The organism is Methylobacterium sp. CM6257 (assembly GCF_054611515.1).
In genome coordinates, this window is the sequence record NZ_CM137735.1 from 1,740,390 (window position 1) to 1,757,111 (window position 16,722).

The following is a 16,722-nucleotide window of genomic DNA, read 5'->3' on the forward strand; positions in this document are numbered from 1 at the left end:
CCCTGCGACGTCACCCACGCAACCCGGCAGAGCGAGGCAGCCAGCTCTCCAATTCCAGTGAGAGCCCAATCCTGCGCGCCCATTGACGCGCCGCCGCATCGAACTCGCGCCCTTTCGCGCGAAGGCAGGTACATTCTATACCAAATTTGCGCCAATGTCTTGGCAGACCGCGAAATAAACCTTGAAAACCTATGCGGCACACGCTGGAATACTTAAGCTCATGAGCTTGGCCTAGTCACCTTCGGCCCGCTTCCTCACCGCGCGCAGCCGCGAGCTGAAGCGGCAGGCCCGAAGCTGCCACTCGGTTGCGACGGCGCGTCTTACAATCTGATAGAGCAGGGATGCCGAAGCGCTGCGCTAGAGCGTCATCCAAGCGGGCTGAAACGAACGTGGTGATGAGGGGTTGGTCGGCGAAGGAGAGCGCCGATGTCCTCAGCCCTGTCCGTCGATCTGCGCCAGCGCGTGGTCCGTGCCGTCGAGGCCGGCGCGTCGCGACATCAAGCGGCCGAGCGTTTTGGGGTGAGCTTGGCTCGTGCGAGCTGCTGGTGTGGACAGTTCGCTCAGGCGGGCCACGTCGCACCCAAGCCCATGGGCGGCGATCAGCGCTCGTACCGGATCGAGGCTCATGCCGACCTCATCCTCTTCCTCTACGAGGCGCAGCCCGGCATCTACCTGCACGAGGCTATCGCCGCGGCTATGACGACGGATACCGCTTGAGCAGCTACGGCCGCGGTTACGGCCGGCCCTACGGCTATCGCGACTACGGGTACTGAGGGCTGCCTGAAGCTTGAAGCCAGCTCTGAGCGATCAGGGCTGGCCTTCTGCTGCACGGCTCAGGCCGTCGGGGTCCGCCGCCTTGCGCTGGCCGACACCGACAGGCGGGTACATGCGTGAGGAGCATGCCGGCTCCATCAGGGTTGTCGGACATTCCGGAGCCAATCCGGCCTGAGGAGCGTTCATGTGCCCTATTATTTCAGGAGAGAGGCCATGCACTCCGACCTGGAGAACGCAAGGCGCGCACTCGACCGCACGATCGGGACTGTAGAGCATCTCGAGAGCCACCCACCCGCGACACAAAAGGGCGGTGCTCGGCACGAGGCAGAGCTGCATTCCGCCCAGCTCCGCACCTTCTTGGCACGCGGGAGGGTCATGGCACTGGAGCGGAGCTATCACGCACACCGAGCGTGTGAGGACGCGCCGCGAGAGGGCTTGAGGGCCTCAGACGCGTTCACCTCAGCGCTGAAGGGGCACTGACCGACACTGGGCTTTGCGGCGGAGTACGTGCGCCTCTCCCCATTCTGCCGGTCGAGGCACTCACGTCCGAGCGGGACGAGCTGTAGGCACTTTGGCTGCCAGCACCCGCTCGCACACCCGCCAGACGAGCTCCAGCCAGCATGGGGCCGCATCTCGGAACCGGCGGAGCTGCGGCCGTGAGGCTGGCGCCGTCAGGTCTTGGCATCGCAAGCTGATGCCGCCCATCACACGTGGAGGGTCGAATGGCACGCCAGCACGGAAGCGACGGGGTCAGCCAAGGCATGGATGAGGCCGGAAGCGGTCAAGCACCGAAGCTGACTGAGACCACGGATCGGACAAAGTCTGCCGCCCCCCATCCCGAGAAGCAGGATCGGCTCAGCGAGGGCATGAGCAAGGCGGGAACTGAGCGCGCAGCTTTCGGCGGCAAACAAGGCGGGAGGCCAGCCTAAATGCCGGCGCGGAGGCAGATTGCGCCAGCCCTCCTCCTCGCTGGCTTAGCGGGCGCTCCGGCCTGGGCGCAGGAACCAGCCACCCCACCTCGAGGGCAGAGCGGCAGTGGCACACTTACGGACAGTGGCAATGGCCAAAATCTCAGCGACAAGCTTGAGACCAGCGAAGGTGTCCTGCGGCCGAGGGGGGACCCGGACCCCGGGATCGGCGCAAAACCGCCGGAGCCGAACCCGGAAAGCACGCGGGTCATCAAGCCACCAGGCACGCCAGGAGGGGACACTTCGGTTCGACCGAAGTGAACCCTTGCGACGCCGCGCCTCGCCACCGCACCGTGCGGGACGGGACAGCACGCGGCGACAGGCAATCATACACGCACCGAGTAATGCCCGTTTGATGTGGCTTGCAGCTGACCCCGGTATCCCGAACCCGTCCAACCCGGGCCGAACACCACCGCCATACCCGCCGCTACCAGGAGACGAGCCGGAGGACGATCCCGATACAGGTCCGACGGGGCCGCGCGTGCCGGGCCCGGATCCCGACATAGACGAGCCGCCGACGCCGGAAATCGTCCCTGATCGGCTCCCCGGCGCACCGACCCATCCGGGCGTCCGCCGGTAGCAGCAGGCAGCAGGAGGTCCCGATGCGCCCGGCACCGGATCGAGGCTGCAGCGTCGCCGTCGTTCCAAGCACCACGAGTGCCGGCTGCTACGACTGGATCATCCATTCGCCGGACGGGCAGTGCTTGGCACACTCGCCCTACGCGTTCGCGACCACGACAGCCGCACGGCTGTCCGGCGAGCGCTGGAAGAATACGATGATCAGCGGCAGCTCGACGGCGTGAATGCCAGCCGTCTCCTGCGCAGCGGAAGTGATTGTATGATGGTCAAGCCTGAAACCTTTGATTCGGGTGGTCCTGATCTGCCGACGCCCGGCGAGCCGCCGCCGATCAAGCCTAAGCCCACACCCAGAGACCCGCCGGTTCCAAAGCCTGCGCCCAGCCCTGTCCCTAGCGGTGCTGTGACCTGACCGGCCGGCTTTGGACCGGGCTGGTTGAGAGGATCAGCCGGGACCAGAGGTGGGGATGAAGCGAGGACAAAAGTCGCGCGCGGAGCAGGTAATGCCGATGCTGCGACAGATCGAGGTGCAGACGGCCCAATGTAAGATCATCACTGGAAAAGCATACGGTCGCTCAACCGTTCGTCTTGCTGGCCTTAACGCGCTGAAGGGCCAGGGCACTCTCAGCCTCGAACTGCTCCGGCGTCAGCAAGCCCGCGTCCACGCGGTGGGCAAGCTCCAGACGGTGCTGAATTGCCTCCTCCTCTGCCGGGCTCAACTGCATGCCCGCGCGCGCGGCTGCGCCGGTGCGTACCGCCCATTCGGCGTATGAGATGCGCCCTGCGTCACGGTCACCTCTGAGGCGGCCGATGTCCTCTGGCGAGAGCATGACCTGCTGAACGGCCGGCATATCGGACTGGCAGGCGGATAGTGCAATCGCGGCCAACAGGATAACGGCGGCACGCCGGTGCATGAGCAATTCCTCCCTCGCTTGGGGACAGAGTTGAAGTGCCTATCCGGGCGATGGCGATGACCCTATGGCAACACCGAAACTTATACAGGGAATACTGCGGCTCAATCTGCGCGGTCCGCCCAACCGGAATAGCCGGTTTCGCGAGCCTCTACCGTGTTAGCCGTGCGGCGTGTGTGAACGGGGCGCCATACAGATCGTCGATTTCCACGACAAAGCTCCTTATTCTCAACCTCGGGACAGAATTCGGCTCGACTGCCGGCGCTCCCCCGACGGACAGCGCAACTCTCGTCGTGTCGGAGGACATGGCCGCGTCGCTGTGACTAGCCCATTCCCAACAGACGCGCCGGGTCAAAGCTGGGTGTAAGTGTCTGAGCAGCCGTGCAACGCCTTGCTCTTTTCCACTGCCCGGCCCGGACAAGAATGGAACGCGAACTGAGGCGTTCTCCGAGGCTGCCGGCGAGGAGGAACAAGCGCAGATGGCCCGCTACCGCTTCCACTGCACCGACGGACTGGAGTGCGTGTTCGACGCTGTCGGTGACGACATCCGCACGCCGGAACGCCTTTCACACCGGGCTGAGCAGGTGGCGCAGAATGTCATGCGCAGCCTGGACGGCGGTGAGGACTGGTCGAAGTGGCACGTCAGCGCGCACAGTCTCAGTGGTCGACGCGTGCTGGTGCAGCCGTTCACGGCTCATGCGGGTGAGCTGAACCAGGCTGCGTGACTTCCTCGGTTCGGCGGGCACAGCGCCATTGAGTGCTTCTGGCGCCCATCCGAAGCATGGGCAGCACTTTGGCTGCGTTGATGAAGCGGCCGCAGTTCTAGGGTGGCCTGGGGCCACCTCGACACATGCCGGGTAGCATGCCCCATATCTGCAGCCGGCCCGCGGTGAGATCACGCGCGGCCGACTCGCCCCTGTGCAGGCGCAAGCAGCGGGTCGCGCCAGCAGGCGCGTCGTGTTCGCAGCCGCGTACCGACGATAGCACGCCACGAACACCTTGCGTGATCCGCCCATCGCACTCTGACCCCAGGTGGACCAGAGCCTCCGTCCCCGAGCGTCCCAAATTGTCTTAAATCATCTGACAACGAACTGTGAGCACAATTCGCGACATTAAATATCGGGTTAGCGTCGAAATCATACTTCTGCGCCTCGCCTGCGGTGTAGACCCTGTTTTCAGGCGCACGGAAACTTTCCACATAGAGCTTAAAGCAATGGATGAGCGCGTACATCAATGCGCGAACGGCTGGAATTCTTACGCGGCTCCGCTAACTAGGGTGCACTCTTCGCCACAGCCGAAGGCCGGCATCCGATTACGATTCAGTTGACGTTTTACACCCATCGCATGTTTTCGCTGCATGACAGGCTGCACACGGTGCCTCTCACCCGCCCGCGCAAGAGTGCACATATTGCGCCGCAGCAAGCCGGGCGCTCCGTCCGGGCATAATCGGGATCGTCACGATGACCACCCTCGCGAACCTCGTCGGCTTCCGTTCGGAGAGCCCCGCGCCGCTTCTCGCGCAGATCGTGGGACGCCTCAGCGTCGCGGTACGCCGCGCCGCCGCAGGCCGCTATGCCGAGCAGCGCGAGCGGATCGTGCGCACCGGCAGCGCTGGCATGATCTGAACGGCCCGACGCGCCTTAGCGCACGCGCGTCCGTGTAACCTAAACCACCGCCTTGGCGGTGATGTCGAACTGGCGGAGAAGGTCCTCCGGTGCGTCGGAGGTCCAGAAGCCGGTCAAGCCGACGAACCAACCGGCCTCGCCGATCCAGCGGTCCCAGCCGCAGCGCAACGCGGCCTCGACCGTGACGCGAATGGTGCACTGCCGGATGACGCTGCGGCGATACTCCGCGTCCTGCGCGGCGTAGGCTTCTCAGGACGGCATGGAGGTCACCGCAGGGGGTCTCCCTTCACCCGAAACCAGTTGCAGGCGGCGAGCGCCAGCGCCACCTCCGATCCGGTCCCGATCAGCGTCACCCGCCGCACCCCCTCGGCCTCCGCCAGCAAGTAAACATCGCGCGCGCAGCAATCCCCGCCACTGCCCGGAGCCTGAGGGCCGGCAGAGCCTGCCACGAGCAGATCAGGGAGATCGGGCTGCTCCGGTTGGCGAGAGCCATCTCCAGCATTCGGCCGTCTCACTACGTCGACTGGGCGAAGCACCAGTATATTGGGGACCGCCCGCAGTGCGGCGTGGTACTCCACCCGCTGATATGTAGGGCCGTTGGGGCCGACGTCGGTCGAATCGTGACTGTAGACGGTGATGAACGGCAGGTTCATCAGCGCCGCAATGCGCAGCGACGGCCGATGTAGTCGGAAAAGACGGGTCGATGGCGCCCACCGGCACCAGCCCACGATGGGCCGCGATGCCGTTCATCATCAAAGCCATCGCGTGCTCGCGGATGCCATAATGCAGGTAGCGGCCGGAGCGGTCCTGCGCCGTGAAGGCGTGGAGGTCACCCTTGTGCTTCGTCGGTCCCTCCAGGCCGGGGGCGCCCGAGAACAGCTCGGGGACCGTGTCGGTGAGCGCGCCGACGTTCTCCGCGGAGACCTCGATGCTCGGGCGCGCCTGGATGCGGCTGAAGAAGCGGGGCGCGGTGGCCACCCGCTTCGCAAGGACCGCGTCAGCTTCACCGGTGTTCTATGCTCCATTGCCGGTCTTGGTTGGACTGAGTGCTCACCGGCCCTAAAATTACCTGCGGCGTTGCCTCGAAAGCCTCGGGCCACCCCTGCATGGCGCAACAAACGTCGACGCCGGAGTCCGCTCTGGTAAGGGTGACTAGGCGCAAAGAATGCACGCCAGGACTGAAAGGTGATAATGCCTGCATCCCTTCCCCTGTCTGCAATCCGGATTTTTGAGGCAGCAGCCCGTCGTCGATCGTTCAAAGAGGCCGCCGGTGAGCTGAACCTCTCGGCCAGTGCGGTCAGCCACGCCATGAACAGGTTGGAGGAATCACTTGGCGTACCCCTCTTCGAGCGCGCTGGGCAAGGTATCGCGCCGACAGTAGCTGGCGAGGTGTTGTTCGATCACGTCAGTCGGGCTTTCGCTGAGCTGAACCGTGGATTCGATATGATCTCGACCCGCGGCTCCCAGGTGCTGCGGCTGCACTGCGCGCCGAGTTTTGCCGCGCAGTGGCTCACCCCCAGGCTCGCTCGGTTCCTGCGTGAGCGGCCCGGCATGGAGGTGCGGCTGGCCGCCGGCATGGACTACGCGCGCTTCACCAACGACGAATTTGATGCTGACATTGTCTACGGACAGCCCCGTGGCGAGGGTCTACTGCGAATGCCACTCGGTTTAGAGACAGTAACACCACTATGCGATCCTGATCGCGCCAGACAGATCTCTGAACCCGCCGATCTGTTTAAGCAGCCGCTGATTCAAAGCGATACAAAGCTAGTACGCTGGCATCACTGGTTCGATCAAAACGGCCTCACTGCGCCAGCCACGCCATCTCTCCGTTTCGATCGCAGCTTTCTAGCCCTTGCAGGTGCCGCTGACGGTCTCGGCGTCGCACTGGAATCGACTCTGCTCGCAGAACGAGAACTTTCCACCGGCCGTCTAGTCGCGCCTCTCGCCGGTCGTTCAGAAGACGTCCGCTATGTCGGCCATCATCTCGTCTATCCACCGTCGGCCCGGCGGTGTTTGCCGCTGAAAATATTTGCGCGTTGGATTGCTGAAGAACTGTCGATAGCGCCGAGCTTGGATTTCGCATAGGGGACAGGTGACTCTCAGTCATGTTTTGATGCAAAATTAGCGTTTGTTCGCCTCCCTGTCCCTTGGCACTATTCTGCCAACGATAGGACGTGAGGAAACGACCAAGGGATGCCGGCGCCGCTCGCGCGCCGCAGCTCAACAGCGCGAGCCGGCTTTGTGCCAGCCCCGATTCTCACCTCCCATTGCAAAAAACTGCACCGTCCAGCCTGCAGGGAGGGTTTATCCATGCTTCTCGATAACAAGGTCTGCGTGATCACCGGGGCGGCCTCCGCCCGCGGCATCGGCAAAGCGACGGCGCGGCTATTCGCCGAGCACGGCGCCCGTATCGTCATCCTCGATCTCGACGCCGGTCAAGCCGAAACCGCCGCGGCCGATCTCGGTGCAGGTCATCTCGGCCTCGCATGCAACGTCACCGACAAGGCCCCCTGTCAGAAAGCCGCTGATACGATCCTCGAACGCCTCGGGCGCATCGACGTGCTCGTCAACAATGCCGGCATCACCCAGCCGCTCAGGATCATGGAGATCGGGCCGGAGAACTACGACGCGGTCACCGACGTGAACCTGCGCGGCACGCTCTACATGAGCCAGGCGGTGATCCCTGCCATGCGCAAGCAGAGCTCCGGCTCAATCGTCTGTATGTCGTCGGTTTCTGCCCAGCGCGGCGGGGGTATCTTCGGCGGTCCGCACTACTCCGCAGCAAAAGCCGGCGTGCTCGGCCTTCAGAAGGCAATGGCGCGCGAGCTCGGCCCCGACAACATCCGGGTGAATTCCGTCACGCCGGGCCTGATCCAGACCGACATCACCGGCGGTAAGCTCACGCCCGAGCTCAAGGCCGAGATCGCCAAGGGTATCCCGCTCGGGCGCCTCGGGGTGGCGGACGATGTCGCCAACGCCTGCCTGTTCCTCGCATGCGACCTGTCCGCGTACATCACCGGAGCGGTGGTCGATGTGAACGGCGGCATGCTCATCCACTGAGAAGGAGACACCATGTCAACCGAGCGCCCGCACCAGGGCACCAATGTCTCGCTCGCGGAGCGGGCCTACCACATCCGCCGCCATGCCTTGCTGATGGGCGAAGTCCAAGGCCAGGGCTACATCGCCCAGGCGCTCGGCATCAGCGATGTGCTCGCAGTGTCCTACTTTCACGCCATGACCTATCGTCCGGAGGATCCGGAATGGGAAGGCCGCGACCGCTTCTGCCTCTCGATCGGCCACTACGCCATCGCCCTCTACGCCGCACTGATCGAAGCCGGAATTATCCCTGAGGACGAGTTGACGAGCTACGGCGGCGACGACAGCCGCCTGCCGATGTCAGCGATGGCGGCCTACACGCCCGGCATGGAGATCACCGGCGGGTCTCTGGGCCACGGTTTGGGCATTGCGGTCGGCATGGCGCTTGGACTCAAGCGCAAGGGTTCGAAGAACTTTGTCTACAACCTGTTCTCGGATGGCGAGCTCGACGAGGGCTCGACCTGGGAGGCCGCGATGTCGGCGGGCTCGTTCAAGCTCGATAACCTCATCGGCATCGTCGACGTGAACGGCATGCAGGCGGATGGCGCCTCGCTGGGTGTACTCAATTTCGAGCCGCTGGCGCCCAAGTTCGAAGCGTTCAACTGGTTCGTGCAGCGGGTCGACGGCAACGACATCGACGCGCTGGTCGAGGCCTTCGACACGGCACGAAACCATGCCGGACCGGAGCCTCGCGTCATCATCTGTGACACGAAGATGGCCAAGGGTGTGCCGTTCCTGGAGGAGCGCGAGCGCAACCACTTCCTGCGCGTCGAGCCGACCGAGTGGACGCAAGCGCTGAAAATCCTGGACGAGGGGAGGGTAAAATGAGGCGTTCGAAGTACGAGAAACCTGCACCGCGGGTTGGTAGCGGTGCGAAGACCTCAGCGATGATCGCATCGCTGGCCGCGCCCGGCCAAAGGACAAAGCCAGCCCCGTTCGGTCACGCCTTGGTCGAACTCGCCCAGACCCGTCCCGACATCGTCGGCCTCTCGGCGGATCTGGCCAAGTACACCGACCTGCATATCTTCGCGCAGGCCTACCCCGAGCGGTTCTACCAGATGGGTATGGCCGAGCAACTCCTGATGAGCGCGGCCGCAGGCATGGCCCGTGAGGGCTTCGTACCGGTCGCCACGACCTACGCAGTGTTTGCGGCGCGTCGCGCCTATGACTTCATCTGCCTTGCGATCGCCGAGGAGAACCTCAACGTCAAGATCGCCTGCGCCCTGCCGGGACTGACCACCGGATACGGCCCGAGCCATCAGGCAACGGAGGACGTAGCAATCTTCCGCGGTCTGCCGAACATGACAATCCTCGACGCCTGCGATGCGCACGAGATCGAGCAGATGGTGCCGGCGATGGTCGCGCATCAGGGACCGGTCTATCTGCGGCTGCTGCGCGGCAACGTTCCCCTCGTGCTGGACGAGTACGGCTACCGGTTCGAGTGGGGCAAGGCCAAGACGATCCGCGACGGGCGCGACGTCCTGATCATCTCCTCCGGGCTGATGACCATGCGGGCGCTGGAAGTCGCGCAGGAGCTGGAGAACGACCGGGCGGACGTGGCGGTGCTGCACGTGCCGACCATCAAGCCGCTGGACGAAGAGACCATCCTGCGCGAGGTCGGCCGCGGCGGCCGGCTCGTCGTGGTGGCCGAGAACCACTCGGTGGTCGGTGGGCTCGGCGAGGCCGTGGCAGGGCTGCTGATGCGCAACGGCACTCTGCCCGGGCGCGGCTTCCGGCAGGTCGGCTTGCCCGACGAATTCCTCGACGCCGGAGCTCTGCCGACGCTTCACGACCGCTACGGCATCTCCACGCAGGCCATGGCCCGCAGCATCCGAGGGTGGCTGTGATGGGCGCGCCAAGGACGATTGCCTTCGTCGGGCTCGGTTCGATGGGTATGCCGATGGCCCGCCACCTGGTCGCCGCCGGCTTTGCGGTGCGCGGCTATGACATCCGCCCTGAGAGCCGTGCGGCGCTCGGCGCCGCAGGCGGAGCGCCGGCCGAGGAACTCGCAGCGGCCGCGGACGGGGCCGATGCCATCATCCTGATGGTGGTGAACGCCGCCCAGGCCGAGGACGTGCTCTTCGCTCAGGGTGCGCTCGAGCGTCTCGTCCCGGAGGCGCACGTGATCCTGATGGCAACCTGTCCGCCCGAGGCGGTGAAGGCGATCGCCGCCCGGGTTCTTGCGGCTGGGCGACGCTTCGTCGACGCGCCGGTCTCAGGCGGCGTGGTGGGCGCCGAGGCCGCCAAGCTGTCGATTATGGTCGCTGCCCCGACCGAGATGTTTGAGGCGGTGCGCCCAGTGCTCGCGGCGTTGGGCGACCGGATTTTTCACGTCGGTCGCGAGCCCGGTCAGGGGGCGACGGTGAAGGCGGTGAATCAGCTACTGTGCGGCATACATATCGCCGCCGCCGCAGAGGCACTGGCGCTGGCGGGCCGGGTCGGCGTCGACCTACACGTCGTCTTGGAGATCCTGTCGGGCTCCTCGGCGTCGAGCTGGATGCTGCGCGACCGCGGACCACGAATGCTTGAGGAGAGCCCGCGCGTGACGAGCGCGGTCGATATCTTCGTTAAGGATCTCGGGATCGTGCTGGAGGCCGGCCGCGATGCCGGGGCGGCGCTGCCGCTCGCCGCGCTTGCACACCAACTCTTTCTCTCGACCACTGGTCGGGGTGACGGTGCGGCCGACGACAGTCAGGTTGTGCGCACCTACCGCCTACTCAATGGCGCGTGAAGATCGGCGGCCGCGGCCGCTGCAAGATAATGGCGCGGATGGAGCGGTCATCCCCCTTCGGTCCTAGCACGACCAACGCCGACAATCCGCAAAAACCGGTATCGGCTTTTCGTACCTCAAGGGAGGAACATCATGCGCGACACATGTCTGAGCCGCCGCAATATTCTGGCCGGCGCCGCCGCGATCCCGCTCTTCGGTATCCTCACCCGCCGGGGCGAGGCCGCGGAGTTTACCTATAAGCTCGCCACCGGCCAGGACCCGACCCACCCGGTCAATATGAGGGCCCAGGAGGCTATTGATCGAATCCGTGAGGCTACAGGCGGCCGTATGGAGATCAAACTGTTCCCGGCCAACCAGCTCGGATCCGACACCGACCTGCTCGGCCAAGTGCGCAACGGCAGCGTCGAGTTCTTCAATCTCTCAACCTCGATTCTGTCGACCTTCGTCCCGGCGGCGGCGCTGCCAAACACCGGTTTCGCTTTCAAGGACTATGACGCCGTGTGGAAGGCTATGGACGGCGCATTGGGCGAGCATGTCCGGTCGGAAATCGCAAAGACACCGATCCTGCCTGTCTCTAAGATTTGGGACAACGGATTTCGCCAGATCACTTCCTCGACACGCGAGATCAAGGCGCCGGAGGACTTGAAAGGCTTCAAGATTCGGGTGCCCCCAGCGCCGTTGCTCACGTCGCTGTTCAAAGCGTTCGACGCCGGCGTGTCGCCGATCAACTTTAACGAGCTGTACTCGTCGCTGCAGACCAAGGTCGTGGAGGGCGAGGAGAACCCGTTGCCGATCATCGCCACCACGCGCCTTTACGAGGTGCAGAAGTCGTGCAGCATGACTGGCCATGTCTGGGACGGCTACTGGATCCTGGGTAACAAGCGGGCGTGGCAGAAGCTGCCGGACGACATCCGCCAGACAGTCTCCAAGGAGCTGGACCGCTCGGCCACCGACCAACGCGCCGATGTGGCCAAGCTCAGCGACTCGCTGCGTCAGACCCTGACCGAGAAGGGCATCAAGTTCATCGACGTCGACCGCGATCCGTTCCGCTCAGCGCTTGGCAAGACGAGCTTCTACAAGGACTGGAAAGCCAAACTCGGCGAGGTCGGTTGGGGTCATCTCGAAGCCGTCGCCGGCAAGCTCGCGTGAGGGGGCGGTGTCATGCATATCGATATCGCTGCCGCAGAAGCCGCCCCCGACACCGGCCTGCATGGGCCACCGCTGCGGGCCGGCACTTGGCTGAAGCAGCTCGACGCTGCGATCGGCTACCTCGTGGAAATTCCGGCGGCGCTGCTCGTGCTGGCCGAGATCGGCGTGCTGCTCTCCGGTGTGGTTAGCCGCTACGCCTTTCACGAACCGCTCGTCTGGTCGGATGAGCTCGCCTCGATCCTGTTCCTCTGGCTCGCCATGCTCGGCGCCGTGGTCGCCTTCCGCCGCTCCGAACACATGCGCATGACCGCGTTCGTGGCCATGAGCGGCCCTCGCACCCGCGCTTTCCTGGAGACCGTCGCCCTCGTAGCCGGCCTGATCTTCGTCGCCCTCGTTCTACACCCGGCTTACGAGTTTGCGAGCGAGGAAATCTGGGTGCAAACTCCTGCCCTCGACCTCAACAACGCCTGGCGCGCCGCCGCCCTGCCGATCGGCCTCGGCCTCATGCTGATCGTGGCGGTGATCCGCCTTCTGGAGACCGCCGACTGGCGCCTCACCGCGGGGGCGCTCGTGCTGGGCGCCGGCGTCGCCGCCGGGCTCGCGGCGCTCCAGCCCTGGCTGGCGACCCTCGGCAACCTCAACCTGCTGCTGTTCTTCGTCCTCGGCGTCGGCGCGCTGGTCTTCTCCGGGGTGCCGATCGCCTTCGCGTTCGGCTTGTCGACCTTCGCCTATGTCACGCTGACCACCAACGCGCCCGCGATGGTGGTCGTCGGGCGCATGGACGAGGGCATGAGCCACCTGATCCTGCTCGCCGTGCCGCTCTTCGTGTTCCTCGGCCTTCTGATCGAGATGACCGGCATGGCCCGCGCCATGGTCGGGTTCCTGGCGAGCCTGCTCGGCCACGTGCGTGGCGGCCTGCACTATGTGCTGGTGGGCGCGATGTACCTCGTCTCCGGCATCTCCGGATCGAAGGCCGCCGACATGGCCGCGGTCGCGCCGGTGCTGTTCCCCGAGATGAAGGCGCGCGGCGCCAAGGAAGGGGATCTGGTGGCGCTGCTGGCCACCACCGGCGCGCAGACCGAGACGATCCCGCCCTCGATCGTGCTGATCACCATCGGCTCGGTCACCGGCGTGTCGATCACCGCGCTGTTCACCGGCGGCCTGCTGCCCGGCCTCGTGCTCGCCGCCACCCTCTGCGCCCTGGTCTGGTGGCGCTACCGCCGGGAGGACCTGAGCCACGTCGCCCGCCCGTCCGGTCGAGTCATCGGCAGGACCTTCGTCATTGCCATCCCGGCGCTGGCGCTGCCCTTCGTGATCCGCTTCGCCGTGGTCGAGGGCATCGCCACGGCCACCGAGGTCTCGACCATCGGCATCGTCTACGCGGCGCTGGCGGGCCTGCTGATTTACCGCCAGTTCGACTGGCGGCGGCTCTACCCGATGCTGGTGACGACCGCTGCCTTGTCGGGGGCGATCCTGCTGATCATCGGCGCGGCCACCGGCATGGCCTGGGCGCTGACCCAGTCGGGCTTCTCGCAGACGCTGGCGGAGGTGATGAAGAGCCTGCCGGGTGGCGCGCTCGGCTTCCTGTTCGTCTCGGCGGCCGCCTTCATCGTGCTGGGCTCGGTGCTGGAAGGGATCCCGGCGATCGTGCTGTTCGGGCCGCTGCTGTTCCCGATCGCCCGGGCGGTCGGCGTGCACGAGGTCCACTACTCGATGGTGGTGATCCTCGCCATGGGGATCGGCCTGTTCGCCCCGCCCTTTGGCGTCGGCTACTACGCCGCCTGCGCCATCAGCCGGATCCATCCCGATGCCGGGATGCGGCCGATCGTCGGCTACATCGTGGCCCTGCTGATCGGCCTTCTCGTCATCATCCTCGTCCCTTGGTTCTCGATCGGCTTCCTCTGAACTTACTCACTTAAGTACGGAGAATGACTGCATCACGACGGAAATGGTTGTTTTCTATGTTTGTTGATTGTGATCTCTCACTCCAACCTCATACTGTCTCGTGAGCAGCTTCTCTTATTCGGATATTCTGGCCATCCTGATCTTCCTTCTTGCATGGGGCGCCTACAGTGCCAGCCTAGAACGCGTTGGGGATGGGCGCGTCAGCCTCAATCGGATGATGAATTCGCACCGGCATCTCTGGTCAAATCAGCTTGGCGTCCGTGAAAACCGCGTAGTCGACATTCTGATCAACGCCACGCTGCAGAATGGTACCGCTTTCTTCGCATCGACCTCACTAATCGCCCTGGGCGGCGTCCTTTCATTTTCAAACACCGCAGACGATATGCTCACTATGTTTTCAGGATTGATATTTAATCAGTCATTCGATCGAAAAGTCTGGATTACAAAAGTACTTGGGATGGCGCTTATATTCATTTATGCCTTCTTCAAATTCGCCTGGTCATTCAGGCTATTTTACTATGTATCCATTCTTATGGGAGCGGTGCCCGATCGAAGTGACAACCCGGAAGAGATCAAGCGTGCGGTACATCGAGTTGCCATCGTAAATGTCGAGGCCGGTCGCCACTTCAATCGCGGTCTGCAGGCGTTCTTTTTTGCCTTAGCTTATCTCGGTTGGTTCATCGGGCCGTATGTGTTGATGGCGACGACGATCGCAGTTCTCTTCGTTATGTGGCGGCGCCAATTTGGTTCCGATGCCCGACGGGCGTTAACCGACAACTGGCTTTGATCTCTGTAAAAACTAACTTATCAGGACCTGACCGGCGATCCATTACTCCAGGATAATGTCAATGCTCGACGTCGTCATCCGCTCTTCGTTGGGGTGTACGTTCGGCGATTTTAATAGGAGAAGAGACCATGTCGCTCCCGTCTACCTCTTGTGCTATGGCGAATGCGATCCGCTTCCTTTCCATTGATGCCATTGAGCGCGTGGGCGAGGGGCACCCTGGAACACCTTTAGGATCCGCCGAGACGGCCACTGCGCTGTTCACAAAACACTTGAAATTCAATCCGCAGGATCCGACGTGGTTCGATCGTGACCGTGTCGTTGTATCGAACGGTCACGGTTCGATGCTCCTTTACTCACTTCTTTACTTGACTGGTTACGCAAAGATCACTCTCGACGAGATCCGAAGCTTTCGAGAGCTAGGTTCACGGTGTGAAGGGCATCCGGAGTTCGACCCCACTTGCGGAATTGAGACGACGACTGGTCCCCTTGGCCAAGGCATCGCCAACGCGGCGGGCATGGCGTTGGCCGAGGCCTACCTAAATGCGTGGCTAGGTCCAGATATCGTCGATCACCGCACGTACGCGTTCGTTGGGGACGGTTGCTTGCAGGAGGGCGTCGGTCAGGAGGTCATCTCGCTGGCAGGCCACCTTCGCCTCGGGAAGCTGACTTTCCTCTGGGATGATAACCGGATGACGGACGACGGCGCGATTGAACTCGCGCTGAGCGACGACATGCCCGCGCGCTTCCGGCTCAGCGGCTGGCATGTTCAAGAAGTCAACGGCCATGACGTGGAGGCAGTCTCCGCGGCAATCTCAGCGGTCAAGGCAGACCCCCGTCCGTCCCTGATCCGTTGCACGACTGTCATTGGCCGGGGTCTGCCAGGCGTCGAAGGAACACGAGCCGCTCACAGCGGCCGGATCGATAGCGACTTGGCCGACCGTGCACGGGATGCCGCAGACTGGCCGCACGCTCGATTCGAGGTGCCCGCAGATGTCCTCGCGGCCTGGCGGAACGCGGGCCGCCGCAGTCTGCCTGAATACGATGCCTGGATGGAGCGCGTAGCCAGACTCGACGCCGGTAGGAAGGGCTTGCTCGATCGTCTGCAGGCTGGGCGCCTTCCGGAAGGCTGGCAAGTACCCCTGCACCAATTGCGTGATGAGGCATCACGTCAGCCGTCGGCGGAGCACGGCTTCAAGCTTTCGGCCGAAGCCGTGGACAGGTTGGCTGAGGCAATCCCCGAACTGATATCCGGCGCGCCGGATCTGGAAGGGGCGACGCAGCACAAGCGCGCCCTACGAGCGTTCACGGCGACCGACCACGGCGGGCGCTACGTGCATTACGGCATCCGCGAGCATGCGATGGGCGCGATGATGAACGGGATGGCCGCGCATGGGGGCGTGGTTCCGGTCGGCGTCACCTATCTCGTGTTTTCGGATTACCTACGGCCAGTCCTGCGCCTTGCGGCGATGATGCGCCTTCCGGTCCCGTTCATCTTCACGCAGGACTCGATCGGCATTGGCCGGAACGGTCCGACCCACCAGCCCGTGGAGTACCTCGCTTCGTTGCGGGCAATACCCAACATGCTCGTGCTACGGCCGGCCGACGCTGTGGAGGCCGCAGAATGCTGGGAGATAGCCTTATCCAACCGCACTGGGCCATCGTCGCTTATCTTCTCTCGCCAGCCATTGCAGGCAGCAAGGTCGAGTGTCCACTCTGAGAATTTGTCGAGACGTGGCGCGTACGTCCTCGCAGAGGCTGAGGGCCCCAGGCGTGCGACAATCCTTGCCACGGGATCCGAGGTTTCCATCGCCATTCGGGCGCGAGACATCCTGCAGGCATCCGGAGTGCCAACGGCTGTCATTTCGATGCCGAGCTGGGAACTTTTCGAGAGCCAGGACGAAAGCTACCGCGAGTCTGTCCTCGGAAGCGGCACCGTTCGCGTGGGTGTCGAGGCAGCGGTGCGCCTAGGGTGGGACCGCTATCTTGGCGTCAACGGCGGCTTCGTCGGTATGAGCACCTTCGGTGCGTCAGGCGCTGAGACCGACCTGTGGTCTCATTTCGGCATCACGGCCGAGCGTGTCGTCGAGGAGGTGGAGGCGCGGCTTTGACCACGGCCCGAATGCAGCCTGCCCCTGCACGGCAGCCCGACCGATACTGGTTCGCTCTTGGTGCGAAGCCGAACACGGCTAGAAGCCTG

At 64.0% G+C, this 16,722-nt stretch carries 14 protein-coding genes and 3 pseudogenes; 13 read left to right on the forward strand and 4 right to left on the reverse strand.

Features of this window, described 5'->3' with window-relative positions:
* Positions 1-426: 426 nt before the first annotated feature.
* Together ACYCO6_RS08410 and ACYCO6_RS08415 are read left to right on the forward strand one after the other, a co-directional pair.
* Positions 427-681, forward strand: a pseudogene (locus tag ACYCO6_RS08410) (helix-turn-helix domain-containing protein); the annotation flags it as partial.
* Between the two features lie 1,663 nt (positions 682-2,344).
* Positions 2,345-2,545: a hypothetical protein gene (locus tag ACYCO6_RS08415; RefSeq protein WP_459771023.1), complete on the forward strand. Its 201-nt coding sequence runs from the start codon at positions 2,345-2,347 to the stop codon at positions 2,543-2,545.
* Positions 2,546-2,893: 348 nt separating this feature from the next.
* Here the strand turns inward: ACYCO6_RS08415 and ACYCO6_RS08420 are convergent, their stop codons facing one another.
* The gene (locus ACYCO6_RS08420; RefSeq protein WP_459771025.1) at positions 2,894-3,232 is read right to left on the reverse strand and encodes a hypothetical protein; all 339 of its coding nucleotides are present in this window, start codon (positions 3,230-3,232) and stop codon (positions 2,894-2,896) included.
* A gap of 476 nt (positions 3,233-3,708) precedes the next feature.
* On the opposite strand from ACYCO6_RS08420, the gene ACYCO6_RS08425 reads away from it, so the two are divergent.
* Together ACYCO6_RS08425 and ACYCO6_RS08430 are read left to right on the forward strand one after the other, a co-directional pair.
* Positions 3,709-3,954 (forward strand): DUF6894 family protein, encoded by a 246-nt coding sequence (locus ACYCO6_RS08425; protein WP_459771027.1) that lies wholly within the window; start codon positions 3,709-3,711, stop codon positions 3,952-3,954.
* 735 nt (positions 3,955-4,689) lie between these two features.
* Positions 4,690-4,854: a hypothetical protein gene (locus ACYCO6_RS08430; protein ID WP_459771029.1), complete on the forward strand. Its 165-nt coding sequence runs from the start codon at positions 4,690-4,692 to the stop codon at positions 4,852-4,854.
* Between the two features lie 39 nt (positions 4,855-4,893).
* Here ACYCO6_RS08430 and ACYCO6_RS08435 read toward each other — a convergent pair.
* From ACYCO6_RS08435 to ACYCO6_RS08445, 3 genes and pseudogenes are all read right to left on the reverse strand, one after another.
* Positions 4,894-5,088 (reverse strand): annotated as a pseudogene (locus ACYCO6_RS08435) (transketolase-like TK C-terminal-containing protein); the annotation flags it as partial.
* A gap of 32 nt (positions 5,089-5,120) precedes the next feature.
* Positions 5,121-5,507 carry a hypothetical protein gene (locus tag ACYCO6_RS08440; RefSeq protein ID WP_459771031.1) on the reverse strand — a complete coding sequence of 129 codons (387 nt, stop codon included), beginning with the start codon at positions 5,505-5,507 and terminating at the stop codon, positions 5,121-5,123.
* Positions 5,508-5,568: 61 nt separating this feature from the next.
* A pseudogene (locus ACYCO6_RS08445) lies at positions 5,569-5,832 on the reverse strand (hypothetical protein); the annotation flags it as partial.
* A gap of 213 nt (positions 5,833-6,045) precedes the next feature.
* Here ACYCO6_RS08445 and ACYCO6_RS08450 point away from each other — a divergent pair.
* From ACYCO6_RS08450 to ACYCO6_RS08490, 9 genes are all read left to right on the forward strand, one after another.
* On the forward strand, positions 6,046-6,942 hold the full coding sequence (locus tag ACYCO6_RS08450; protein WP_459771034.1) for a LysR substrate-binding domain-containing protein: 897 nt from the start codon (positions 6,046-6,048) through the stop codon (positions 6,940-6,942).
* Positions 6,943-7,167: 225 nt separating this feature from the next.
* Positions 7,168-7,917: an SDR family NAD(P)-dependent oxidoreductase gene (locus ACYCO6_RS08455; protein ID WP_459773480.1), complete on the forward strand. Its 750-nt coding sequence runs from the start codon at positions 7,168-7,170 to the stop codon at positions 7,915-7,917.
* A 12-nt stretch (positions 7,918-7,929) separates the two neighbouring features.
* Entirely contained in the window at positions 7,930-8,781 is an 852-nt protein-coding gene (locus tag ACYCO6_RS08460; RefSeq protein ID WP_459771036.1) for a transketolase, read from the forward strand.
* Positions 8,778-9,800 (forward strand): transketolase family protein, encoded by a 1,023-nt coding sequence (locus ACYCO6_RS08465; RefSeq protein ID WP_459771038.1) that lies wholly within the window; start codon positions 8,778-8,780, stop codon positions 9,798-9,800. The genes ACYCO6_RS08460 and ACYCO6_RS08465 overlap by 4 nt, the downstream gene beginning before the upstream one ends.
* Positions 9,800-10,684, forward strand: coding sequence for an NAD(P)-dependent oxidoreductase (locus ACYCO6_RS08470; RefSeq protein WP_459771040.1), 885 nt, complete (start codon positions 9,800-9,802; stop codon positions 10,682-10,684). Before ACYCO6_RS08465 ends, ACYCO6_RS08470 begins: the two co-directional genes overlap by 1 nt.
* A 132-nt stretch (positions 10,685-10,816) precedes the next feature.
* Positions 10,817-11,833: a TRAP transporter substrate-binding protein gene (locus ACYCO6_RS08475; protein WP_459771043.1), complete on the forward strand. Its 1,017-nt coding sequence runs from the start codon at positions 10,817-10,819 to the stop codon at positions 11,831-11,833.
* 12 nt (positions 11,834-11,845) lie between these two features.
* Positions 11,846-13,738 (forward strand): TRAP transporter large permease, encoded by a 1,893-nt coding sequence (locus tag ACYCO6_RS08480; protein WP_459771045.1) that lies wholly within the window; start codon positions 11,846-11,848, stop codon positions 13,736-13,738.
* A gap of 100 nt (positions 13,739-13,838) precedes the next feature.
* The gene (locus ACYCO6_RS08485) at positions 13,839-14,525 is read left to right on the forward strand and encodes a DUF599 domain-containing protein (RefSeq protein WP_459771047.1); all 687 of its coding nucleotides are present in this window, start codon (positions 13,839-13,841) and stop codon (positions 14,523-14,525) included.
* 128 nt (positions 14,526-14,653) lie between these two features.
* Complete coding sequence (locus ACYCO6_RS08490) at positions 14,654-16,633, forward strand: transketolase family protein (protein WP_459771049.1); 1,980 nt, start codon at positions 14,654-14,656, stop codon at positions 16,631-16,633.
* The last annotated feature ends 89 nt before the right edge of the window (positions 16,634-16,722 follow it).

Excerpts from the sequence above, each read along its gene's own strand:
- ACYCO6_RS08455 (WP_459773480.1), top strand. The coding sequence starts at position 7,168 with ATGCTTCTCGATAACAAGGTCTGCGTGATCACCGGGGCGGCCTCCGCC.
- ACYCO6_RS08460 (WP_459771036.1), top strand. The coding sequence starts at position 7,930 with ATGTCAACCGAGCGCCCGCACCAGGGCACCAATGTCTCGCTCGCGGAG.
- ACYCO6_RS08480 (WP_459771045.1), top strand. The coding sequence starts at position 11,846 with ATGCATATCGATATCGCTGCCGCAGAAGCCGCCCCCGACACCGGCCTG.
- ACYCO6_RS08470 (WP_459771040.1), top strand. The coding sequence starts at position 9,800 with ATGGGCGCGCCAAGGACGATTGCCTTCGTCGGGCTCGGTTCGATGGGT.
- ACYCO6_RS08430 (WP_459771029.1), top strand. The coding sequence starts at position 4,690 with ATGACCACCCTCGCGAACCTCGTCGGCTTCCGTTCGGAGAGCCCCGCG.
- ACYCO6_RS08425 (WP_459771027.1), top strand. The coding sequence starts at position 3,709 with ATGGCCCGCTACCGCTTCCACTGCACCGACGGACTGGAGTGCGTGTTC.
- ACYCO6_RS08465 (WP_459771038.1), top strand. The coding sequence starts at position 8,778 with ATGAGGCGTTCGAAGTACGAGAAACCTGCACCGCGGGTTGGTAGCGGT.
- ACYCO6_RS08440 (WP_459771031.1), bottom strand. The coding sequence starts at position 5,507 with ATGAACCTGCCGTTCATCACCGTCTACAGTCACGATTCGACCGACGTC.
- ACYCO6_RS08450 (WP_459771034.1), top strand. The coding sequence starts at position 6,046 with ATGCCTGCATCCCTTCCCCTGTCTGCAATCCGGATTTTTGAGGCAGCA.
- ACYCO6_RS08420 (WP_459771025.1), bottom strand. The coding sequence starts at position 3,232 with ATGCACCGGCGTGCCGCCGTTATCCTGTTGGCCGCGATTGCACTATCC.
- ACYCO6_RS08475 (WP_459771043.1), top strand. The coding sequence starts at position 10,817 with ATGCGCGACACATGTCTGAGCCGCCGCAATATTCTGGCCGGCGCCGCC.
- ACYCO6_RS08415 (WP_459771023.1), top strand. The coding sequence starts at position 2,345 with ATGCGCCCGGCACCGGATCGAGGCTGCAGCGTCGCCGTCGTTCCAAGC.
- ACYCO6_RS08490 (WP_459771049.1), top strand. The coding sequence starts at position 14,654 with ATGTCGCTCCCGTCTACCTCTTGTGCTATGGCGAATGCGATCCGCTTC.